Consider the following 23,439-nt stretch of genomic DNA (forward strand, 5'->3'; position numbering starts at 1 on the left):
GTGATCTGGTTGTAACAATACTTTTTCAAAATGCATTACGGATAACATCTATTACCCCGTGCAGGATGGGATCACGCAGGCTGAATTTGTTGTAGTGGATAGAGAAATCTATTTGCTCCTCATTTAAGGACGGAAAAGGCAGTTTTTCCAGCGGCCAACAACGGCTAAACAGGTTATAAAAACGGCTGGGAATAATCGCTAACATGTCACTGTTGGCAACCAGTGCAGCGATTGTCAAAATGTTGTAGCTGGTGAAACTGATTTGCCGGTCCGGAAACATCTCTTGAACTCTCTGCCGCAGACCGCTGAAATTTTGCCCTTCCGGTAACAGGAGTATATGCGCAGCGTTGTCGATAGTCTCTCTGTCATCTTCTAAAGAGAGTAGTGGATTTCCCTCACGGCAAATTAACACCATATTGTCGGTGAACAGAACATGATGTTGCACCGTACGATTGGTGCAAAACATGTTATCGATGATGAGATCGGTTTGAAACTGACTGAGTTGGTTTTCCGCGTCGCTGATGGGGGGGTTGCGCAGTAAAAGCTGCGGATAGTGAGATTTAATCGCCCGATAGATGACAGGAAGGACCAGGGCTCCGACCGAGGGGGTGGTCGCAATAGTTATCGTTCGTTGCTTATCATAGCTTCCTTCGATATCCAGCGCGCCAAGAATGGACTCAAGGCCCTGACTGATATACTCATGTAGATGCATCGCAAATGCGGTAGGAGTGACACCCTGGCCTTTGCGAATAAACAATGGGTCAGGGAATATAACGCGCAGTTTCTGAATAGACTGACTGATTGCCGAGGGTGTCAGATTAAGCACTTTCGCTGCATTAACGATCCCTTTATGTACATATACAGCTTCAAAAATAGTCAGAAGGTTAAGATCAATATTTCGTAAGGTTGTAAATATTTGTGGTTTACCTTCTGACGACTTTCTGCTTAAACAGGTTTCAATTTGATTATTACTATCTACGCACTTACTCCAATTTTATTCATGGAAAAATAATATTAAAAAAAATTACAATAATCTTATGTCTAATTGGAACGGAACGCTTTTGCTCACCATAATCAACTATTTCAATAAGTTAATCAATGGGGTGAGTTACGGAGCAAGGCGTAGCATCGCATTTCTGCAAGTGATAAAGAAAATATACAAACGCGAAGGAGATGTAAAGCATTAGCAGGTATTATGAGTAATGACCCAGTGTAAATTGGGCCATTGATGTATGCAATTAAGCGGTAATATATTCGAAGTCAGGATTGTTTAGTAGCGCTAAAATATTTTCCAGTAAACGCGGTGCAATATTATTAGTCGTCGCTTCGGGTTTCCATTGTGATATTTTAGCCATTTCCATTCCGGCATACCCACAAGGATTAATACGTAAAAATGGTGAAAGATCCATATTGACGTTTAATGCCAGACCGTGGAATGAACAACCGCGTCGAATACGTAAACCCAGTGAGCAAATTTTCTTTTCCCCGACATAGACACCAGGCGCGTCAGCCCGAGGATGCGCTTCTATACCCAGTTCAGCCAGGGTATTCACCACTGTTTGCTCAAGCAAGGTCACCAGTTCACGCACACCGAGTTTACGGCGTTTCAGGTTAAGCAACACATACATCACCTGTTGCCCCGGCCCGTGATAAGTCACCTGCCCACCGCGATCGCTCTGAATCACCGGAATATCACCCGGCATTAAAATGTGCTCCGCTTTTCCTGCCTGCCCTTGGGTAAATACCGGATAGTGCTCGACCAGCCAGATTTCATCAAGGGTACTTTCATCGCGGGTATCGGTGAATTCATGCATAGCCTGGGAGATTGGCTCGTAAGGCTGAAGACCGAGCTGGCGGACAAGAATTTTATCCTGATACAAAACGGCATCTCCGTGGAGAATGAGTAAAAGTGGGGGAAAAGTATATCACAGCGAGGAGAGGGGAGTTACCCGACCAGGAGCCGGGTAACGGAGAAGCGAGTTACAGAACCATGCGGACAATATCGATTTTGCCCAGTTCTTCATACAGTGTTTCAACCTGCTCGATATGAGTCGCGTTGATAGTGATAGATACCGAGTGGTAGTTGCCTTTGCTGCTTGGTTTTACCGTTGGGGTGTAGTCACCTGGCGCATGGCGCTGTACCACTTCAACCACCTGATCAACCAGCTCAGGTAACGCCTGCCCCATAACTTTGTAAGTAAAAGGAGTAGGGAATTCAAGCAGTTCGTTAAGTTTGGTTTTCATGTCAGCTCCGGCGTAACGTAATTAAATAGCAACTCCCGCCAGAAGGCGGGAGTTTTTTACTGATGCTTAGTATATGGGGACGGAAATTACACTTTCAAGTGTTCGATTTTTAACCAAACCAGTGATGGAACATTAATTTAATGTAATCAATGATTTTGCCGAAGAAGTTGCCTTCCGGGATTTCTTGCAGCACAACCAGCGGGCGTTGTTCGATCGTTTTGCCATCAAGCTGGAAGTTGATAGTACCGACGACCTGATTCTTTTGCAGCGGCGCATGCAATTCACTGCTGTTCAGCACATAGCTGGCTTTCAGATCTTTCATGCGGCCACGCGGAATGGTCAGATACACGTCTTTATCAACACCTAACGAAGCGCGATCAGAATCACCAAACCAAACCGGTTCAGAGGCGAACTCTTTACCTACTTTCAGTGGGTTAACGGTTTCGAAGAAACGGAAGCCCCAGGTCAGCAGTTTTTTACTTTCGGCTTCACGGCCTTTAAAAGTACGTCCGCCCATCACCGCAGAGATCAAGCGCATCTGGCCTTCAGTCGCAGAAGCAACAAGGTTGTAACCTGCTTTGTCAGTGTGTCCGGTTTTGATGCCGTCGACATTCAGGCTGTTATCCCATAACAGACCGTTACGGTTCAGTTGGCGAATACCGTTAAACGTAAATTCTTTTTCTTTATAGATCGAGTATTCATTCGGTACGTCACGGATCAACGCCTGGCCGATCAGCGCCATATCTCGCGCGGAGCTGTACTGACCATCAGCATCCAGACCATGTACCGTCTGGAAGTGGGTATTTTTCAGGCCCAGGGCGTTAACGTAGCTGTTCATCAAGCCAACAAAAGCGTCCTGGCTACCAGCGGCAAAATCGGCCATGGCGACACAAGCATCGTTACCCGATTGCAGGTTAATACCGCGGATCAGCTGAGAAACCGGAACCTGCATGCCCGGTTTGAGGAACATCAGTGAAGAACCTTTAAACACCGGGTTACCGGTGGCCCATGCGTCGTTGCCGATAGTGACTAAATCAGTTTCTTTAAATTTACCGGCTTTCATTGCCTGGCCGATAACGTAACTGGTCATCATTTTGGTCAGGCTGGCAGGATCGCGGCGGACATCTGCGTTCTGTTCGGCGAGCACTTTGCCGGAGTTATAGTCAATCAGGATGTAGGACTCCGCATCGATCTGCGGTACACCCGGGATCATAGTTTTGATATTCAGGTCATCGGCATGTGCAGCAGAGATAAAGGCTGTGCAAAGAGCCGTGGTGAGCGCCAGGCGCTTCATGATACGAGCGGAAAAAATGGTATTCATGGTCTGAACTACGACATCCGTGATGGAATTAAAAAAGTGCCCTACTATAGCAAATGCACTACCGGCAGGCATCTGACTTTCCGCGTGACTTTGTTAACGTCATTTACAGAAATTGACACATCAGATGCCTGCTTTACGCTACTGCGCGGTGGTAATAAATGACTGTAATTGGGCTTCGGTTTGCAAACGTTGCTGCAAGGTACTGGCTTCGGCTTTGCTGGCGAATGGGCCAAGCTGGATCCGCCAGACCGCGCCATTTTGAGTTACGCGACCGGGGACGCCGAACTTCTGTCCCAGTTGCTGTTGGTACTGTTGCGCACGAGCCTGATCGCTAACGGCCCCGACTTGCACCATAAAGTTGCCGCTGGCGCTTTGTGAGGCGGCTTGCGGTGTCACCATTGCAGGCGAGGTTGCAGGCGTTGTCGAGGGGGCTGTAACAACGGGCTGTGGCGCAGGTGTTGGTTCGCTGCTTTCCAGCACACCAGGCGCTAACGTCGTTGGTGCACCGAGGAAACCGCTGCTGGTTACCGGCGCGCCGGTCGGATCTTCGCTTTTTAGCGTCGAATTACTGACCGGAAGAATGTCACCCTGCGGGCCAGACACTGAACTTGTTCCCGCGCCACCGCTTAAATCGGGAGGTGCAGGCAGGGCGTAAGTCTGTTTGGCAACTGTGGTACAAGCCATACCAGGACCAGAAAGCGAACCATCCTGGGCGACAATAATCGGATCGATACGAACTTTGGTGTTGTTTGACGTGTTAAGACGGTCAGCTGCCGCGCGAGAAAGTGAAATAACGCGGTCGTTGCCGTAAGGACCGCGATCATTAATGCGCACCACGATCATTCGCCCGTTAGCCAGGTTAGTGATTCTGGCGTAGCTGGGGATCGGAAGCGTTGGATGGGCCGCCGTCAACTGTGTCGGATCGAAAGCTTCGCCAGAGGCCGTCAGGTTACTGCCGGGTTCGGCATCATAGATTGCCGCCAGTCCCGCCTGGCTAAATCGAGACGGATCCTGCACGATTTTGTAGCTTTTACCGTCGCGCTGGTAATCCTGATTTGCCGTCGCGTTCAGTGGTTCGAAACGCGGGTCCGCCCCGCTAATTTCAACTATGGGGCCGTTACATACCGCAGGCTGCGGTACACTTACCGTCTGTTGCTGACCATCATCGCTTGTACATGCCGCGAGCATTCCTGCCGCGATGCAGATCCCGAGCCACTGCTTACGCATTGCGCACCTCTTACACGCTTTTCGACAACATTTTCCTGTGGGTGTGGATTGACATTACAATCCCGAACCCAGCCATCAGCACAATTAGCGCCGATCCTCCATAACTGACCAGTGGGAGCGGAACCCCTACAACCGGCAGAATACCGCTTACCATACCAATATTTACGAAGACATAAACGAATAATATCAGCATTAAGCCGCCAGCCATGACGCGACCAAAGGTGGTTTGCGCTCTGGCGGCTATCCACAGCCCGCGCATGATCAGCAGTATGTAAAGAGCGAGCAGAATCAAAATGCCCACTAATCCCAGCTCTTCCGCCAGTACCGCGAAGATAAAGTCGGTATGGCGTTCGGGGAGAAATTCAAGCTGTGACTGAGTACCGTGCAGCCAGCCTTTGCCGCGTAATCCGCCGGAGCCAATAGCAATTTTAGATTGAATAATATGATAGCCCGCGCCGAGTGGGTCTGATTCCGGGTCCAGGAGCATCATTACGCGCTGGCGCTGGTAATCATGCATCAGGAAGAACCACAGAATCGGAATGAACGCCGCTACCAGCACTACTGCGACGCCAATCAGACGCCAGCTAAGGCCAGAGAGGAACAGTACAAACAGGCCGGAAAGCGCAACGAGGATTGATGTTCCCAGGTCAGGCTGTGCAGCCACCAGCAGCGTGGGCATAAATATCAGCACCAGCGCGATAGCTGTATTCTTCAATGAAGGTGGGCAAACGTCGCGGTTGATAAAGCGTGCAACCATCAACGGTACGGCTATCTTGGCAATTTCCGACGGTTGAAAACGAACAATACCGAGGTCCAGCCAGCGTTGAGCGCCTTTAGAGATGGCACCGAAAGCATCTACCGCCACCAGCAAAATAATACAGATGATATAGAGATAGGGGGCCCAGCCTTCATAAACGCGTGGAGGAATTTGCGCCATCACCACCATGATGACCAGACCCATCGCAATCTGGCCGATTTTACGCTCCATCATGCCAATATCCTGACCGCTGGCGCTCCAGATAACCAGGGCGCTGTAAACCAGCAATGCCAGTAAGATCAGCAGCATTGTGGGATCGAGATGGACTTTATCCCAGAATGTTTTTTTATTCGGATTATCCGTCATGATTAATGGTCCTCCGCTGCGGCAACCGCTGGATTTTCCGCAGGCAGATCGGTGTTGTTATCACCCAGCATAATGTGGTCGAGGATCTGGCGCATCAGCGTACCAACCGCCGGACCCGCGCCACCGTTCTCCAGAATCATGGCGACAGCCACTTGCGGATTGTTGTATGGCGCAAAGGCGGTCATCAGTTTGTGGTCACGTAAACGCTCGGCAATTTTGTGCGCATTATAGGTTTCGTTCGCTTTCAGACCGAAGACCTGAGCTGTACCAGATTTCGCCGCAATTTTGTACGGTGCGCTGGCAAAGTATTTATGCGCCGTACCGTTAGGGCGGTTAGCAACACCGTACATACCGTCTTTTGCCAGCTCCCAGTAACCGGAATGAATATCGCCGACGGGCGGTTCATGCGGTTGTACCCATGGCACCTGTTTGCCGTCTTCGGCGGTGCTCATCAGCAAATGCGGAACCTTCACGATACCGTCATTAATCAGGATCATCAGTGCCTTACTCATCTGGATTGGGGTCGCTGTCCAGTAACCCTGACCGATACCAACCGGAATGGTGTCACCCTGATACCACGGTTTTTTAAAGCGTTTCTGTTTCCATTCGCGGGTAGGCATGTTGCCGGAACGTTCTTCCGCCAGGTCGATACCGGTGTAATGACCATAACCGAATTTACCCATCCATTCGGAGAGGCGATCGATTCCCATATCGTAGGCCACCTGATAGAAGAAGGTATCCGCAGATTCTTCCAGCGATCTTGTGACATTCAGACGCCCGTGGCCCCATTTTTTCCAGTCACGATAACGTTTTTCCGAACCTGGCAGTTGCCACCAGCCTGGGTCAAACAGCGTCGTATTGCGCGTGATCACTCCGGCGCTCAATGCCGAAACCGCCACATAGGGTTTAACTGTAGACGCGGGAGGATAAACCCCCTGTGTGGCGCGGTTCACCAGCGGTGTATTCGGGTCGTTCAGCAAGGCGGAATAATCTTTGCTGGAGATACCGTCAACAAACAGGTTTGGGTCATAACTAGGCGTGGAAACCAGCGCCAGCACCCCACCTGTACGCGGATCGGTGACTACCACCGCTGCGCGGCTACCCGCCAGCAGCGTTTCAATATATTGCTGGAGTTTGAGATCCAGCGTCAGGTAAATATCGTGTCCGGCTTGCGGTGGTACTTCTTTTAACTGGCGGATAACACGCCCACGGTTGTTAACTTCAACCTCTTCATAACCGGTCTGACCGTGCAGCACGTCTTCATAGTAGCGCTCAATGCCCAGCTTACCGATATCATGCGTTGCCGCATAGTTGGCCAGTTTGCCGTCATTATTCAGGCGTTCGACGTCTTTATCGTTGATTTTCGATACATAGCCGATGACGTGGGTCAACGCTGAACCGTAAGGATAGTAACGACGTTTATAGCCTTTAACTTCGACGCCAGGAAAACGGTACTGATTGACGGCAAAGCGAGCTACTTGTACTTCGGTCAGGTTAGTTTTCACCGGAATAGAGGTGAAACGGTGTGAACGTGCGCGCTCTTTTCGGAATGCAGCAATATCATCATCGGTCAGATCAACCACGCTGCGCAAAGCGTCCAGCGTTTGCTGCACGTTATCGACTTTCTCCGGCATCATTTCTATCTGGTAGATAGTGCGGTTGAGAGCCAGAGGGATACCGTTACGGTCGTAGATAATGCCGCGGCTGGGTGCGATAGGCACCAGCTTAATGCGGTTTTCATTAGAGCGGGTCTGGTAGTCGGTAAAGCGAACAATTTGCAGATTATACAGGTTGGCGATAAGCACGCCGGTCAGCAGCAAAATCCCCAAAAAGGCGACCAGCGCCCGGCGCACAAACAGCGCGGACTCTGCCGTATAGTCGCGAAAAGAGTTCTGTAGTTTCATCCGCTGCGTTTTCTACTCAAAGCTCACTTATCACTCACGGTGATAAGGATGGTTGGTGGTGATGCTCCACGCCCGGTACAGACTCTCTGCGACCAGCACGCGAACCAGCGGATGGGGGAGGGTAAGCGCCGACAGCGACCAGCTCTGCTCCGCCGCCGCTTTACAGGCAGGCGACAACCCTTCAGGCCCGCCAATCAGTAGACTGACGTCGCGACCATCCAGCTTCCAGCGTTCCAGCTCAGCGGCTAACTGCGGCGTATCCCAGGGCTTGCCTGGAATATCGAGGGTGACAATGCGGTTTTTGCCTGCGGCCGCCAACATCTGCTCACCCTCTTTGTCGAGTATGCGCTTGATGTCCGCATTCTTGCCGCGTTTTCCGGCCGGAATTTCAATCAGCTCGAAGGGCATATCTTTCGGAAAACGACGCAGGTACTCGGTAAAACCGGTTTGTACCCAGTCCGGCATTTTCGTTCCCACGGCGACAAGTTGCAGCTTCACGCATTAACTCCAGAGTTTTTCCAGTTCATACAGGCGACGGCTCTCTTCCTGCATGACATGGACAATCACATCGCCCAAATCCACGACAATCCAGTCGGCGCTGTTTTCACCTTCTACGCCGAGCGGTAACAGGCCCGCTGCGCGAGACTCCTGCACAACGTGGTCAGCAATGGACATAACATGACGGCTGGACGTACCCGTACAGATGATCATGCAGTCGGTGATGCTGGATTTGCCCTGAACGTCTAAGGCGATGATGTCCTGACCTTTAAGGTCATCAATTTTGTCGATAACAAAATCCTGGAGTGCTTTACCCTGCAAGTTTTCCCCCTGGGTGAATCAAATAGATAAAAATGGTCTGTCAGTATACCTGAACCAGAGGCGATTTCGGGACAATTGTCGCCGAATCGGCTTTCGAAAGTGGGCTATCATCCCACCCCGCGCCGCAGATTGCATCGCCATTTTTGTAAAACAATTTCTACAAAGTCGTGTCTGGCGGAAAAAGTCTGGCTGCGGAGAATATCAGCCTGCCCGGGGCTGTCAATGGTCGTTGCGGCTTACCCGTAAAAAAACAGAAAAGTCATGTATTCTCGATCCCGATGGCACGGCTATTGAGGACGCGTAGCGTCGCGAATTTTTGGTTGATATCAATGGCGCTCCAACACCCTTGATCAACGCGAAAATGCCACATAGCCTCGGCAGGCATGCCAATTAAACGAGCGATTAACAGACTCAGTACACCCTGATGGCTGACGACTAAAATATTCTGATAGTGCTGAAATTCACTAAGCCTTGCGATAAACCGTTCCACACGTTGTGAAAATGCCTGAAATCCTTCACCGTTCGTGGGGATAGCATGCTGCCAGTCATTGCACCACGCGCTATAGTTTTCGGCATCTTCTTGCATGAGGTCGCGATGATGTCGCATCTCCCAGTCGCCAAAAAACATTTCGTTGAGTTCAGGGATGATTTGCACGGGGAGCTGGCGATCACTGAGAACCCGTCGCGCGGTATGCTGTGCCCGTTCCAGTTCACTGCATAAAACCAGGTCAAAGGAAACATCATGTAGCAGCGTATGCAGATTTTGCGCTTGCTCAATACCGCGTGCGGTCAGGGGGGTGGGCGCATGACCGCTGTACAGACCATCGACATTCGCTTGCGTTTCACCATGACGAATTAACCACAGTCGCATCATGCCCTCCGTAACGACAGGTATCAGCGATACAAGCCTTGTTGGTTAATGTAAGTCAGTACCGGTTCCGGCAATAAATCCTCACACGATTCACCGTTTTGCAAACGTTCGCGGATGATGGTCGCCGAGATGTTAAACCACGGCGTTTCAGCCAGATAAATTTTACCGGCAGGCTGAAGGTGAAGATCTTCCGGGTTATGTGTCAAATGATCTTCCAGCCATTGCTGGTATTGCGGTTGTGCCATTTCAAGTGGGTAACCTGGACGCCGACAGACGATCAAATGTGCATTGTCGAGTATCGTTTCGTATTCGTACCAGGTCGGAAAGGTTAGCAATGAATCCTGACCAATAATAAACGCTAGCGGCACGTCTGGCCCTTGTTCCTGTCGCCACTCTTTCAGTGTTTGCGCAGTGTAAGAGGGGGCATTGCGCTTTAGCTCGCGTTCATCAAGAGTAAATAATGGCTTGTCGGCAATCGCCAGTTCAAGCATGTGTTTACGTTGTACGCTGTTCGCTTCCGGCTGGGGACGATGCGGAGGAACATTATTAGGGATTATTGTGACCCGCGTCAGACCAATCAAATTCGCCAGCGTTTCCACGGGTTTAAGATGACCATAGTGCACCGGATCAAAGGTGCCACCAAACAGAGCCTGTAAAGATTTCATATCAACCGTCGATAAATACGTCCGCCAGGGGTTTATGGCACAACAGAAGAGATAACCCTTCCAGCTCTGCCCACACTGACTGACCGTAATCTTGTTTGAGGGTGAGTTCCGTTCGTGTCAGGAGTTGCACGGCCTGACGTAACTGCGGCTGGCTTAAGCGATTTAACGCCTCGCCCATCATGCCCCGGCGGTTCTGCCATACCCGATGTTTATCAAACAATGCACGCAGTGGCATATGGGCAGACTGGCGTTTCAGGTTAACCAGTAACAACAGTTCACGTTGTAATGTGCGCAACAAAATAACCGGTTCGCTGCCTTCCAGACGAAGTTGCTGAAGAATATGCAACGCGCGCTTACTTTTTCCCATCAACAAAGCATCAACCCAATGAAAAGGGGTGAAATGCGCGGCATCATTCACCGCCTGTTCAACGCGCGGTAATGTCAGTTTGCCGTCTGGCCAGAGCAGCGATAAACGCTCCAGTGCCTGGGCCAGCGCCAGCAGGTTACCTTCATAACAGTAGCAGAGCACTTGGTTTGCAGCGTCATCCAGTTCTAAGTTGAGCTGTTTTGCACGCGCAGCAACCCAGCGGGGAAGCTGAGCCTGCTCCGGTGTCTGACAGGTCACCTGCACGCTGCGATTCGCAAGAGCAGTAAACCAGGCGGCATTTTCTTGCGCTTTGCTTAATTTATTACCGCGGACGATCAACAGCAGGTCGTCATGCAGAAGTCCGGTGAGTGTGAGAAGTTGTTCATTGATCGCCGCATTCGGTCCGTTTTCTGGTAACAACAGCAATAGCGTTTGTCGACTGGCAAACAGACTCATAGCCTGGCATAACGAAAAGATCGCATTCCAGTCAGTGTTGGGATCAATGGAAAAAGTGTGGTGTTCTTCGAATCCTTGTGCCGCAGCTACCTGACGAACAGCGTCCTGGCTTTCCTGCAATAACAGAGGATCGTTACCAAGTAAAAGATACGCCGCGCGCAGCCCTTCATTGAGCTGCGCGCGGAGTTGTTCCGGGTACAACCGAATCATCAGTTACCCAGCGTGGTAGAGACGCGTGCAGGCGTTGCCGGAGTATCCGTTGTGGTCGACGTCTGTTCTTCGTCGGAACGAATATCCGCAGCACGGATGCTTGGCAGCTTACGAATCAGCTGTTCGGCAGCACGGTCGTACATCTCTTTTACGATCATGTCTTGTTCGTTATCTTTCGCTAATGCCATTTGCGGGTTATCGAAGAACGAACGGAAGACTTTAGCGCTAATCGGGTAGATGTCACGGCCGGGGATCAACACGGTCGCATTCACCGTCATGATCATCTGATACTCTGCTGTTTGACCGTTACGGAATACCGATGCGGTATCTTTCGCGATGCTCACTTTACCCAAACGCAGGGATGGAACGTCCTTACGCGTGGTTTCTTTATCAAGCAACTCGACACCATTCAGACGTAACTGATTACGCACCGCACGGCTTAATGGCCCGTTCGGATCGCCTGAGTCCAGGATCATGACCTTCATAGTGGAAGGAACCTGCGTGGTATCACGCAGATGCCAGCCACACCCGGCGGTGATTAACACCGCCAGAGATAACAACAATGTTGCCAGATATCGCACGCTTCCTCCCGCGCTTAGCCAACGACCAGATTGAGGAGTTTACCTGGTACGTAAATCACTTTACGTACAGTAACGCCATCAAGATATTTTGCTACCAGATGTTCCTGGCCAGCACGTTCGCGAACCTGTTCTTCCGTTGCGTCCACCGGAACGGTGATTTTTGCACGGACTTTACCGTTAACCTGCACCACGACCAGCGTGGAGTCTTCCACCATCGCTTTTTCGTCAGCAACCGGCCACGGCGCGTTGTCGATATCGCCTTCGCCTTTCAGTTCCTGCCACAGCGTGAAGCAGATGTGCGGGGTGAACGGGTTAAGCATACGGACAACGGCCAGCAGTGCTTCCTGCATCAGAGCGCGATCCTGCTCGCCATCGGTCGGTGCTTTCGCCAGTTTGTTCATCAGCTCCATAATCGCCGCAATTGCGGTGTTGAAGGTCTGACGACGGCCGATATCATCGGTCACTTTAGCGATTGTTTTATGCACATCGCGACGCAGCGCTTTCTGATCTTCAGTCAGCGCATCAACGTTCAGTGCCGCAACATCACCTTTTGCTGTGTGCTCGTACACCAGTTTCCAGACACGTTTCAGGAAGCGGTTAGCCCCTTCCACGCCGGATTCCTGCCATTCGAGAGTCATATCAGCCGGAGAAGCAAACATCATAAACAGACGAACGGTGTCCGCGCCGTAACGTTCAACCATCACCTGAGGGTCGATACCGTTGTTCTTCGACTTGGACATTTTGCTCATGCCGGTATAAACCAGTTCATGACCTACCGCGTCTTTCGCTTTCACGATACGGCCTTTCTCGTCACGTTCAACGATAGCATCAACCGGGGAAACCCAGTTACGTTCGCCGTTTTCACCAACATAGTAGAAGGCATCTGCCAGCACCATACCCTGACACAGCAACTGTTTCGCTGGTTCGTCAGAGTTCACCATGCCTGCATCACGCATCAGTTTGTGGAAGAAGCGGAAGTAGAGCAGGTGCATAATGGCGTGTTCGATACCACCAATGTAAATATCCACCGGCAGCCAGTAGTTAGCCGCTTTGGAATCCAGCATACCTTCTTTGTACTCCGGGCAAGTGTAGCGCGCATAGTACCAGGAGGACTCCATAAAGGTGTCGAAAGTGTCGGTTTCACGCAGTGCTGGCATACCGTTAACGGTAGTTTTTGCCCACTCCGGATCTGCTTTAATCGGGCTGGTAATGCCGTCCATCACCACATCTTCCGGCAGGATCACCGGCAGTTGGTCGTCCGGGGTCGGCATTACAGTACCGTCTTCCAGCGTCACCATCGGAATCGGCGCGCCCCAGTAACGTTGACGGGAAACACCCCAGTCGCGCAGACGGTAGTTCACTTTACGCTCGCCAACGCCCATCGCAGTCAGTTTATCGGCGATAGCGTTGAAGGCCGCTTCATGGTCAAGACCGTTGAACTCGCCAGAGTTGAACAGCACGCCTTTTTCAGTCAGGGCTTGCTGAGAAAGATCTGGCTCAGAGCCGTCAGCTGCAAGGATAACCGGTTTGATATTCAGGCCGTATTTAGAGGCAAACTCGTAGTCGCGCTGGTCGTGACCCGGAACCGCCATAACTGCGCCTGTGCCGTATTCCATCAATACGAAGTTTGCTGCCCAAACGGGAATTTCTTCGCCCGTTAATGGGTGAACCGCTTTAAAGCCAGTATCGACGCCTTTTTTCTCCATCGTCGCCATTTCAGCTTCGGCAACTTTGGTGTTACGGCATTCGTCAATAAAGGCGGCCAGTTCAGGATTATTTTCCGCCGCTTTCTGTGCCAGCGGATGACCCGCCGCTACCGCCAGGTAGGTACAACCCATAAAGGTGTCCGGGCGGGTAGTGTAAACGGTCAGCGTGTTGTCATAGTCGTTAACGTTGAAGGTGATTTCCACGCCTTCGGAACGACCGATCCAGTTACGCTGCATTGTTTTAACGGTGTCTGGCCAGTGATCCAGTTTATCCAGATCGTTGAGCAGCTCGTCAGCGTAAGCAGTGATTTTGATAAACCACTGCGGGATCTCTTTACGTTCAACTTTGGTATCGCAGCGCCAGCAGCAGCCGTCGATAACTTGTTCGTTCGCCAGTACGGTCTGGTCGTTCGGGCACCAGTTGACCGCAGAAGTCTTTTTATATACCAGGCCTTTTTTATACAGCTCGGTGAAGAATTTCTGTTCCCAACGGTAGTATTCCGGCGTACAGGTTGCCAGCTCGCGGCTCCAGTCATAACCAAAGCCCAGCATTTTGAGCTGGTTTTTCATGTACGCGATGTTGTCGTACGTCCACGGTGCCGGAGCGGTGTTGTTTTTCACCGCCGCGCCTTCCGCAGGCAGACCAAACGCGTCCCAGCCGATCGGCTGCAGGACGTTTTTGCCCAGCATACGCTGGTAGCGGGCGATCACGTCACCGATGGTGTAGTTACGTACGTGGCCCATGTGTAGTCGACCAGAAGGATAGGGAAGCATAGACAGGCAGTAATACTTCTCTTTGCTCTCGTCTTCGGTTACTTCAAATGTGCGCTTCTCATCCCAATGAAGCTGTACTTTGGATTCTATCTCTTCCGGGCGGTATTGCTCTTGCATGGCAGCCAGTGGTCCTGTTTTCAATACGGCTACAAATGTAGCGTTGAGGTGGTTTTTCAGATCCGCATAGCATAGCCCAAACGTCCGCGTCAAAACAGCCTTTCGCGCACTCGACGTTGAAATGATGCCCGGATTATTCATACATTAATTTACAGAGTTTGTGGGCGTATTAGCAAAGCAAGGAACAAAGAACGTCTATTATTATAGTCAGTTAACGACCCGGGAGATGAAACGATGAACAAGGTTGCTCAATATTACCGTGAACTGGTCGCGTCATTGAGCGAACGCCTGCGCAATGGCGAACGTGATATCGACGCACTGGTGGAACAGGCGCGCGAGCGCGTAATAAAAACAGGGGAGTTAACGCGAACCGAGGTCGATGAGCTGACGCGAGCTGTCAGACGTGACCTGGAAGAGTTCGCCATGAGCTATGAAGAGAGCCTGAAAGAAGAGTCTGACAGCGTCTTTATGCGGGTGATTAAAGAAAGCTTGTGGCAGGAGCTGGCAGACATCACCGATAAAACGCAGCTTGAATGGCGCGAAGTTTTCCAGGACCTCAATCATCATGGGGTTTATCACAGCGGAGAAGTGGTAGGGCTGGGAAATCTGGTCTGCGAGAAATGTCACTTCCATCTCCCGATCTATACACCGGAAGTGCTGACGCTATGCCCGAAATGTGGTCATGATCAGTTCCAGAGACGTCCGTTCGAGCCGTAATGAAATGAGTGGTGCCGGATGGCGTGATGTCATCCGGCGAGTGATTAAGCGTAAAATTTCAGCCGCTCTGCCAGTAAATCAACAAAGCCCTGACGATCAACATCGACCATTACAGTGGCATTCGGTTTATTGTCAGTCAGATAATAATAATCAACAACCGTCATCCCCTGGGTATATTTCCCCTGTGTTTCCACGCCAACCCAGCGCTCAACAGTGGTAAACAACTCGGGTTTCAACAGCCAGGCGATGGTGCATGGGTCATGCAGCGGTGCGCCGACAAAGCCCCATTTTTCGTCTTTATGATATTCGAGGAAGAAATCCAGCAGTTCGGCAACAATGGTTGAAACAGGGTTGCCAATCGCGCGGAAACGCTCAGTGTCTTCAACGTGGATTTGTGCTTTGTGAGTAACATCCAGACCGGCCATCACCACCGGAATTCCTGACTGGAAGACAATTTCTGCCGCTTCCGGGTCAACGTAAATATTAAATTCAGCCGCAGGCGTCCAGTTACCAAGCCCCATTGCGCCGCCCATAATCACGATACGGGCAATTTTGCTATGCAGTTCCGGATGGCTATTGAGCAGCAAGGCAACGTTCGTTTGCGGCCCGGTAGAAACAATGGTGACAGGTTCCGCACTTTCACGCAGCGTTTTCGCCATCAGCTCCACCGCCGTACAGTTTTGCGGTGCGAACGTCGGTTCCGGTAATGCCGGGCCGTCGAGACCGCTTTCGCCGTGCACATTGTCCGCGATAATCAAATCACGCATTAATGGTTTTACCGCGCCGCCTGCTACCGGAATATCGGTGCGATTAAGCAAGGTCAGCATACGCAGAACATTGCGTAAGGTTTTTTCTGGAGTCTGGTTTCCGGCGGAAGACGTAATTGCTTTGACATCAAGCTCTGGTGAGGCGAGGGCGAGAACTATTGCGATAGCGTCATCATGACCTGGGTCGCAATCTAACAGAATTGGCAGTGCCATTGTTGCTCCTTGTTGTGTGCTTCTTTGCGACAAGGGTACCGCCAGGATGTAACAGATACGAGGAGCGAAACGATAAAGCGTGAGATGGCGCGCACTTGGGTATGCGCGCCAGAGTGATTAATGCAGGATTTTCGCGAGGAAGTCTTTTGCGCGGTCCGATTTCGGATCATCGAAGAAAGCGTCTTTCGGCGAGTCTTCGACAATTTTACCCTCGTCCATAAAGATCACCCGATTCGCCACTTTACGGGCAAAGCCCATTTCGTGGGTCACCACCATCATGGTCATTCCTTCGTTCGCCAGTTCGACCATCACGTCCAGCACTTCGTTGATCATCTCCGGATCCAGCGCTGATGTCGGTTCGTCGAACAGCATCGCAATAGGGTCCATGCACAATGCGCGAGCGATTGCCACACGCTGCTGTTGACCGCCGGAAAGCTGCGCTGGAAATTTATTGGCATGTGCGGAAAGTCCTACGCGCTCCAGCAATTTCAATGCTTTTTCACGAGCGGGTGCTTTATCGCGTTTAAGCACTTTCACCTGCGCCAGGGTCAGGTTTTCAATAATCGACAAATGGGGGAACAACTCGAAATGCTGGAACACCATCCCGACGCGGGAACGCAGCTTTGCCAGATCGGTTTTCTTGTCGTTAACCACGATACCATCGACGGTGATTTCACCTTGCTGCACCGGTTCGAGGCCGTTGACGGTTTTAATCAGCGTTGATTTGCCGGAACCAGACGGGCCGCAAACCACCACCACTTCGCCTTTTTTCACTTCGGTTGAGCAGTCGGTCAGCACCTGAAAGTGACCATACCATTTTGAAACATTTTTCAGGGTAATCATTATGCTGTCCTTCTTTTCAAGTAGCTGACCAACAACGACGCGCTAAGGCTAATAACGAAATAAACAAACCCGGCAAACAGGATCATCTCAACCTGCGTACCATCACGCTCACCGATGGTTGAGGCGGTACGGAAGAAATCGGCCAGCGATAACACATACACCAGTGAGGTATCCTGGAACAGTACGATGCCCTGAGTGAGCAGCAGCGGCACCATCGCGCGGAACGCCTGCGGCAGAATAATCAGTTTCATCGACTGCCAGTGGGTCATCCCCAACGCCAGCGCGGCGCTCGACTGACCACGGGAAATACTTTGAATACCGGCACGGATAATCTCTGAATAGTAGGCCGCTTCAAACATCGAAAACGCCACCATTGCCGAAATTAAACGGATATCATTTTTTGGCGATAATCCCAGCACGTTTTGCAGAAATCCCGGCACAATCAGGTAAAACCACAGCAAAACCATAACTAAAGGAATCGAGCGGAATACGTTAACGTAGGCTTTGGCAAACCACGCTACGGGCGCAAAGCTGGACAAGCGCATCACCGCCAGCATGGTGCCCCATAAAATACCAATCACCACTGCCGTGACGGTGATTTTCAGGGTGATCACCAGCCCATCCAGCAGATATGGCAGGGAAGGGACAATGGAACTCCAGTCAAACTCGTACATTATTTGCCCCCCATGTTGCCGGGCAGGCGAACTTTACGTTCAACCAGCGTCATTACCAGCATGATAACCGCGTTAATCAACACATACGCAAGCGTAATGGCGGTAAACGACTCCCAGGCGTGAGCGGAGTAATCGAGTAATTTACCCGCCTGCGCCGCCATATCTACCAGACCGATAGTCGAGGCGATGGCGGAGTTTTTCACCAGGTTCATCATCTCGGAGGTCATCGGCGGGACGATAACGCGATACGCGTTAGGCAACAGTACGTAGCGGTAAGCCTGCGGTAGCGTCAGACCCATCGCCAGCGCGGCATTTTTTTGCCCACGCGGCAGCGACTGAATAGCGGCGCGTACCTGTTCGCAAACACGGGCGGCGGTAAACAACCCCAGGCAGAGCATGGATGAAAGGAAAAATTGAATATTAGGGTCCAGTTCCGCCTTAAACCACATGCCGATTTTCTCTGGCAGCAACTCCGGGATCACCAGATACCAGGTAAAGAATTGCACAATCAACGGCACGTTGCGGAACAGTTCGACATACAACGTACCCAGACCGGAGAGAAAACGGTTTGGAACGGTACGTAAAATGCCGAAAAATGAACCGACGAGGAAAGCGATAATCCAGGCGCAGATCGACAAAGCGATCGTCACCTGAAAACCACTCCAGATCCAACCAAGATAGGTGGTGTTGCCGAACGGGGCTTGTTGTAAAAAAATACCCCAGTTCCAGTCTATAGACATAAATCTACTCCAGAAAAAAGAGGGTAGCAGCGTTAACTGCTACCCTCGAAGATTGTTACCCAGCGTATTGCGGTTTTCAGGCCCGATGGGGAACGACCACCAGGCGTATAGTCTGTCCGTGCTACGTAACAATCGAGAGGGCTGGAATTTCCGCCCCTGGTTCTTGTAATTAGTTCAGTGCCTTGTCATTCGGTTCTTTGAACAGTGCTTTCATTTCGTCCGACAGTTCGAAATTCATGTTCAGGTTTTTCGGCGGAATTGGATTTTTGAACCACTTATCAAACCATTTTTCCGCTTCACCGGAGGTCTGCACCTGAGCGATAGTGTCATCCATCAGCTTTTTGAACTGCGGATCGTCTTTACGCAACATGCAACCGTAGGCTTCCTGAGACTGCGGCTTGCCGACGATTTCCCAGTTGTCTGGTTTCTTCGCTTTCGCACGTTCACCAGCCAGCAGAGCATCATCCATCATAAAGGCAACGGCACGACCGCTTTCCAGGGTACGGAAAGAGTCACCGTGATCTTTGGCGCTGATAATTCGCATATTCATTTTTTGCTCTTCATTCAGTTTGTTGAGCAAAACTTCAGAGGTAGTGCCGGAAGTGACGACTACGGCTTTGCCTTTCAGATCGGCGAAATCTTTGATATCGCCACCCTTTTTGGTCAACAGGCGCGTACCGACCACGAAAATAGTGTCAGAGAAAGCCGCCTGTTTTTGGCGTTCGGCATTGTTGGTGGTAGAACCGCATTCAAAATCGAAAGTGCCGTTTTGCAGCAGTGGAATACGGTTTTGTGAGGTGATCGGAATCAATTTCACCTGTAAGTCCGGTTTGTTGAGTTTCTTTTTCACTGCTTCAACAATGGCGTTGGAGTAATCCTGCGAGTAGCCCACCACTTTTTGCTGATTGTCGTAATAAGAGAAAGGTACTGAAGATTCACGGTGACCGACGACAATCACGCCGTTTTTGGCGATTTTGTCCAGCGTGCTGCCTGCTGCCGGGGCGGCGTCATCTGCCTGTGCCAGTCCTGCGGAAAGCGCCAGGGCCAGGATTGCTGTGGCAGGTTTACGTAATTGCATATCCAACTCCTTTATCTTCTGCGTTAAAAACGCATGGATACCCGTTGTGAGTGTTTGTGTTGTTATCATCTGCGACTTTATTGTGCAGTGTTGTGTTTGTTAGGTAACATTTAGTTTGGATAAATGTAAAGGTATTGCTGTTTTATTGTTTATTTTTGCGAGATGCGCCGCACCATTCCGAAGCAAAATTCTTAAACTGCACCTTTTTGGTGCTACCGCTGATTTGTGGTGGTGCAACCCGGTTGCGTCGCGGCTGATTTCATTGCTTACACAGTAAATAAAGCAACTTACATGCCAAAAAATACTTAGGGGTGAATTAATTACGATTGTAATTTTAGGCTGAAAAAGTCATATTTCGGACAGTGTTAACTTTTCGGTGTGGGACGTTTGCCGGGATGATAACTACACACGGGAAAATGCTTTTTACTAGTCTTTTCAAGGAAGAATCACCTTATGTCTGCATCTTCGGTTAAGCCGTTAAATGTTCAATTACCCGCAATAACCCTGATCCTTTTTGCGCTCTGTGTTGGGATATTTTGTTACCTCGCACAATGGATGAGTTACGAAGAAGTCGATCAATCCGCACTCATCCATCTCGGCGCTAACGTTGCTTCTCTCACGTTGTCGGATGAATCCTGGCGCTTATTGAGCAGTGTTTTTCTGCACAGTAGTTTTTCCCATTTGCTGATGAATATGTTTGCACTCCTGGTGGTGGGGACAGTGGCGGAACGGATACTGGGGAAATGGCGGCTCCTGATTATCTGGTTATTCTCCGGCATCTTTGGTGGGCTCACCAGCGCCTGTTATGCGTTACGCGAAAGTGAGCAGATAGTCATCAGCGTTGGGGCATCCGGGGCAATTATGGGAATAGCTGGCGCTGCGATAGCAACACAGCTTGCTTCAGGTGCGGGCACACACCATAAAAACCAGCGGCGAGTATTTCCTCTGTTGGGTATGGTGGCGCTGACACTGTTGTACGGTGCCCGGCAAACAGGAATAGATAACGCTTGCCACATTGGCGGCCTGATTGCGGGTGGCGCGTTGGGTTGGCTGAGCGCGCGTTTAGTTGGGCAAAACCGATTCGTTACGGAAGGCGGGATTATTGTTGCGGTCACTCTTCTTCTGACCGGGGCTATCTGGCTTGTGCAGCAGCAGATTGATGAATCAGTTTTACAGGTCAGGCAAAGCCTGCGTGAAGCGTTTTATCCGCAGGAGATTGAACAAGAGCGACGACAAAAAAAGCAGCAGTTAATGGAGGAGCGCAACGCCCTCACGGAAACATTATCCGCTCCGGTAAGTCGTGAGCAGGCCAGTGGTGATTTACTCGCTGAGATTGCCGATATCCATGATATGGCGATCAGTCGGGATGGTAATACGTTGTATGCCGCAATTGAAAACACCAACAGCATTGTTGTTTTCGACCTCGGACAAAAGAAAATCCTGCATACCTTTACAGCGCCCATAGCGAAAGAAAAGTCACTCAAACATTGTGGTGGCTGTAAAGATCAGGCCGTCAGATCGCTGGCGTTAAGCCCGGATGAAACGTTGCTTTATGCAACTTCATTTGAAGCGAATGCGTTATCGGTCATTAACGTGGCGACGGGGGAGATTATTCAGTCGATTACCACCGGTGCACATCCTGACAGTCTTATCCTCTCGCGTGATGGCACAAAAGCCTGGGTGATGAATCGCACCAGTAATAGTGTGTCAGCCATTGATCTGGTGACTTATCAGCATGTGGCGGATATCCCGCTGGAGAAATACGACGGGACGGGGACGAGCGGTAAACCAGGCGCCTGGGTTATGGCACTTTCCCCGGATGAAAAAACATTGTTGATACCCGGTATGGTCAGAGGCGACATTGTACGCATCAATACCATCACGCATCAGAAAGAAGACTTTCCCACAGGTGATGCGCGTGGTGTCGTTTCTGCGATGGGATTCCGACCAAAAATGGTGAGATTATTTTTGCCGATAGTCAGGGGATTTCACGTATAAGCGTAGGGGATCAACAAGCCAGCATTATGACGCAATGGTGTAGCAGGAGCGTTTATTCCGTTGAGGGTATTAGCCCGGACGGTCAGTATTTAGCGTTGGTGTCATATGGCCTGCAAGGTTATGTCATCCTGCTCAATATTAATGCCGGGCAGATTATTGGCGTTTATCCTGCCAGCTACGTTAATCATCTTCGTTTTTCAGCGGATGGTAGAAAGATATTTGTTATGGCGAAGAACGGGTTAATCCAAATGGACAGGACGCGCTCGCTTGATCCGCAGGCAATTATTCGGCATCCCCAATATGGTGATGTGGCTTGTATCCCTGAACCGTAAGAAAAAAGGGGCATGATAATCACGCCCCACAGCTCAATGAGAAAGTACGTTTTGTTGATACCGGATGCGGTGTTAACGGTTTATCTAGCCTGCAAAAATGATGCAATTTTGCAGGCCAGCGCATCATTCACATCAACGTTTACGTCGCTGACGCAGACTCATCAACACAGCGGCAAAACCAAACAGCGCCGTAAGCACCCACAGCGGCCAGTTGCCGGTACGTGCGTACGGTGTGAGTCCGGTAGTCGGCGTCACGTTAGTGGTCAACACTTCGCGGGTGAACTGCGGGATCATTGCCTGAATCTCACCCTGCGGGCCAATCACCGCCGTAATACCGTTGTTGGTGCTACGCAGCAATGGGCGCGCCAGCTCCAACGCACGCATTCGCGCCATCTGGAAGTGCTGCCATGGACCAATAGACTTACCAAACCACGCATCGTTGGAGATAGTCAGCAGATAGTCGGTATCCGGGCGGAAGTTATCGCGCACTTGCTCGCCGAGAATGATTTCGTAGCAAATAGCCGCAGTAAGCTCAATACCATTTACCGACAGCGGCGGCTGGATATATGGCCCACGGCTGAACGACGACATCGGCAGATCAAAGAACGGTGCTAACGGACGCAGAATCGACTCCAGCGGGACAAACTCGCCAAACGGCACCAGATGGTTTTTGTTATAGCGATCGGCTGATTCGTAGCTGTACGGCGCACCTTTACCCAGCGTGATGATGGTGTTGTAGGTATCGTAGCGGTTCTGCTTATTGAGACGTGCGTCAACAATCCCGGTTACCAGCGAGCTACCTTTATCGCGCAACTCACCGTCCAGTGCTTTGAGGAACGGTTGCTGATTAATTTCCAGATCGGTTATCGCCGACTCCGGCCAGATAATCAACGATGATTTGCCCATCAGCGGTGCCGTTGCGTTGTAGTAAATCTTCAGCGTATTAAGAAGCTGGCCTTCGTCCCATTTCAGCGATTGCGGAATATCGCCCTGAACCATCGAAACCTGAATGGTTTTCTCCGGTTGCGGGGTAAACCACTGGATGTAACGCAGCGGGAAGGGAAGGGCAAACAGCACGACGGCCACCACCAGCGGACGCCAGTTGCGTTTGACTAACGCCAGTGCCAGCAGGCCGCTAACCATCATTAGCAGGAAGTTAATGGCTTCCACGCCCATTATCGGTGCCAGCCCTTTTAACGGGCCGTCAATCTGGCTATAGCCGAACTGTAACCACGGGAATCCGGTCAGTACCCAACCGCGCAGAAACTCGGTCACTTGCCAGAGAGCAGGAGCGGCAATCGCCACGCGTAGCCAGGTGATTTTCGGCCACAGACGCGACAGCACGCCAGCAAACAGCCCGGTATAAAGCGACAGATACGCCGCCAGCAGCACCACCAGGAAGATGTTAACCGGGCCAGGCATCCCACCAAAGGTCGCAATGCTGACATAGACCCAGTTAATACCGCTGCCAAAGAGGCCAAATCCCCAGCAGAAGCCAATAGCGGCAGACTGGAGTGGACGACGGTTAAAGGTCAACGCCTGAAGCCCCATCAGCGAAATAATCGCCGCAGGCCAGACGTCGTAAGGAGAGAAGGCCAGCGTTCCGCAGGCACCGAATAATAACGCCAGCAGCAGGCGAATGCGCTGGCGTTCAATTAATGAGGCAAAAGCCATGTAGTTATCTATCCAGTT

General features: G+C 50.9%; 21 protein-coding genes and 1 pseudogene. 2 read left to right on the plus strand and 20 right to left on the minus strand.

Annotated features, from left to right (window positions below; genetic code table 11):
* Window positions 1-25: 25 nt before the first annotated feature.
* The 14 genes from ACJHX7_RS18755 to leuS all read right to left on the minus strand — a co-directional run bounded on the left by ACJHX7_RS18755 (window position 26) and on the right by leuS (window position 14,385).
* The gene (locus tag ACJHX7_RS18755; RefSeq protein ID WP_151328146.1) at window positions 26-961 is read right to left on the minus strand and encodes a YbeF family transcriptional regulator; all 936 of its coding nucleotides are present in this window, start codon (window positions 959-961) and stop codon (window positions 26-28) included.
* Window positions 962-1,238: 277 nt separating this feature from the next.
* The gene (gene lipB / locus ACJHX7_RS18760) at window positions 1,239-1,880 is read right to left on the minus strand and encodes a lipoyl(octanoyl) transferase LipB (RefSeq protein WP_000284040.1); all 642 of its coding nucleotides are present in this window, start codon (window positions 1,878-1,880) and stop codon (window positions 1,239-1,241) included.
* 100 nt (window positions 1,881-1,980) lie between these two features.
* Entirely contained in the window at window positions 1,981-2,244 is a 264-nt protein-coding gene (gene ybeD / locus ACJHX7_RS18765) for a DUF493 family protein YbeD (RefSeq protein ID WP_000850550.1), read from the minus strand.
* 109 nt (window positions 2,245-2,353) lie between these two features.
* Window positions 2,354-3,565, minus strand: coding sequence for a D-alanyl-D-alanine carboxypeptidase DacA (gene dacA, locus ACJHX7_RS18770; protein WP_001092082.1), 1,212 nt, complete (start codon window positions 3,563-3,565; stop codon window positions 2,354-2,356).
* 138 nt (window positions 3,566-3,703) lie between these two features.
* Entirely contained in the window at window positions 3,704-4,792 is a 1,089-nt protein-coding gene (gene rlpA / locus ACJHX7_RS18775; protein ID WP_047669720.1) for an endolytic peptidoglycan transglycosylase RlpA, read from the minus strand.
* 10 nt (window positions 4,793-4,802) lie between these two features.
* The gene (mrdB, locus tag ACJHX7_RS18780) at window positions 4,803-5,915 is read right to left on the minus strand and encodes a peptidoglycan glycosyltransferase MrdB (protein ID WP_000131717.1); all 1,113 of its coding nucleotides are present in this window, start codon (window positions 5,913-5,915) and stop codon (window positions 4,803-4,805) included.
* 2 nt (window positions 5,916-5,917) lie between these two features.
* Window positions 5,918-7,819: a peptidoglycan DD-transpeptidase MrdA gene (gene mrdA / locus ACJHX7_RS18785; protein ID WP_000776191.1), complete on the minus strand. Its 1,902-nt coding sequence runs from the start codon at window positions 7,817-7,819 to the stop codon at window positions 5,918-5,920.
* Between the two features lie 30 nt (window positions 7,820-7,849).
* Window positions 7,850-8,317, minus strand: a complete 468-nt coding sequence (gene rlmH, locus ACJHX7_RS18790; protein WP_000776104.1) for a 23S rRNA (pseudouridine(1915)-N(3))-methyltransferase RlmH — start codon at window positions 8,315-8,317, stop codon at window positions 7,850-7,852.
* Window positions 8,318-8,320: 3 nt separating this feature from the next.
* Window positions 8,321-8,638, minus strand: a complete 318-nt coding sequence (gene rsfS, locus ACJHX7_RS18795; protein ID WP_001161664.1) for a ribosome silencing factor — start codon at window positions 8,636-8,638, stop codon at window positions 8,321-8,323.
* A 259-nt stretch (window positions 8,639-8,897) separates the two neighbouring features.
* On the minus strand, window positions 8,898-9,509 hold the full coding sequence (locus ACJHX7_RS18800; RefSeq protein WP_032170908.1) for an adenosylcobalamin/alpha-ribazole phosphatase: 612 nt from the start codon (window positions 9,507-9,509) through the stop codon (window positions 8,898-8,900).
* Between the two features lie 23 nt (window positions 9,510-9,532).
* On the minus strand, window positions 9,533-10,174 hold the full coding sequence (gene nadD, locus ACJHX7_RS18805; protein WP_000838889.1) for a nicotinate-nucleotide adenylyltransferase: 642 nt from the start codon (window positions 10,172-10,174) through the stop codon (window positions 9,533-9,535).
* A gap of 1 nt (window position 10,175) precedes the next feature.
* Entirely contained in the window at window positions 10,176-11,207 is a 1,032-nt protein-coding gene (gene holA, locus ACJHX7_RS18810) for a DNA polymerase III subunit delta (protein WP_000620530.1), read from the minus strand.
* Window positions 11,207-11,788 carry an LPS assembly lipoprotein LptE gene (gene lptE, locus ACJHX7_RS18815; protein ID WP_001269673.1) on the minus strand — a complete coding sequence of 194 codons (582 nt, stop codon included), beginning with the start codon at window positions 11,786-11,788 and terminating at the stop codon, window positions 11,207-11,209. The genes holA and lptE overlap by 1 nt, the downstream gene beginning before the upstream one ends.
* 14 nt (window positions 11,789-11,802) lie before the next feature.
* Window positions 11,803-14,385, minus strand: coding sequence for a leucine--tRNA ligase (leuS, locus tag ACJHX7_RS18820; RefSeq protein WP_032170911.1), 2,583 nt, complete (start codon window positions 14,383-14,385; stop codon window positions 11,803-11,805).
* Window positions 14,386-14,619: 234 nt separating this feature from the next.
* Between leuS and ACJHX7_RS18825 the strand changes: the two genes are divergently transcribed.
* Complete coding sequence (locus ACJHX7_RS18825) at window positions 14,620-15,102, plus strand: zinc ribbon-containing protein (RefSeq protein ID WP_001044880.1); 483 nt, start codon at window positions 14,620-14,622, stop codon at window positions 15,100-15,102.
* Between the two features lie 44 nt (window positions 15,103-15,146).
* On the opposite strand, the gene rihA is transcribed toward ACJHX7_RS18825, so the two are convergent.
* From rihA to gltI, 5 genes are all read right to left on the minus strand, one after another.
* Window positions 15,147-16,082: a pyrimidine-specific ribonucleoside hydrolase RihA gene (rihA, locus tag ACJHX7_RS18830; RefSeq protein WP_094030164.1), complete on the minus strand. Its 936-nt coding sequence runs from the start codon at window positions 16,080-16,082 to the stop codon at window positions 15,147-15,149.
* Between the two features lie 117 nt (window positions 16,083-16,199).
* Window positions 16,200-16,925, minus strand: a complete 726-nt coding sequence (gene gltL, locus ACJHX7_RS18835; protein WP_000631384.1) for a glutamate/aspartate ABC transporter ATP-binding protein GltL — start codon at window positions 16,923-16,925, stop codon at window positions 16,200-16,202.
* A complete protein-coding gene (gene gltK, locus ACJHX7_RS18840) occupies window positions 16,925-17,599 on the minus strand; it encodes a glutamate/aspartate ABC transporter permease GltK (RefSeq protein ID WP_000272824.1) in 675 nt (224 codons plus the stop codon). Before gltK ends, gltL begins: the two co-directional genes overlap by 1 nt.
* Window positions 17,599-18,339, minus strand: coding sequence for a glutamate/aspartate ABC transporter permease GltJ (gltJ, locus tag ACJHX7_RS18845; protein ID WP_000020944.1), 741 nt, complete (start codon window positions 18,337-18,339; stop codon window positions 17,599-17,601). Before gltJ ends, gltK begins: the two co-directional genes overlap by 1 nt.
* A 169-nt stretch (window positions 18,340-18,508) precedes the next feature.
* Entirely contained in the window at window positions 18,509-19,417 is a 909-nt protein-coding gene (gene gltI / locus ACJHX7_RS18850; protein WP_001298614.1) for a glutamate/aspartate ABC transporter substrate-binding protein GltI, read from the minus strand.
* Between the two features lie 453 nt (window positions 19,418-19,870).
* Between gltI and ACJHX7_RS18855 the strand changes: the two are divergent.
* Window positions 19,871-21,747: pseudogene (locus tag ACJHX7_RS18855) on the plus strand (rhomboid family intramembrane serine protease).
* Window positions 21,748-21,879: 132 nt separating this feature from the next.
* Here the strand turns inward: ACJHX7_RS18855 and lnt are convergent.
* The gene (gene lnt, locus ACJHX7_RS18860; protein ID WP_032170917.1) at window positions 21,880-23,421 is read right to left on the minus strand and encodes an apolipoprotein N-acyltransferase; all 1,542 of its coding nucleotides are present in this window, start codon (window positions 23,419-23,421) and stop codon (window positions 21,880-21,882) included.
* Window positions 23,422-23,439: the final 18 nt, after the last annotated feature.

This window comes from Escherichia sp. WS1451 (assembly GCF_046487365.1).
Lineage (GTDB): Bacteria > Pseudomonadota > Gammaproteobacteria > Enterobacterales > Enterobacteriaceae > Escherichia > Escherichia coli.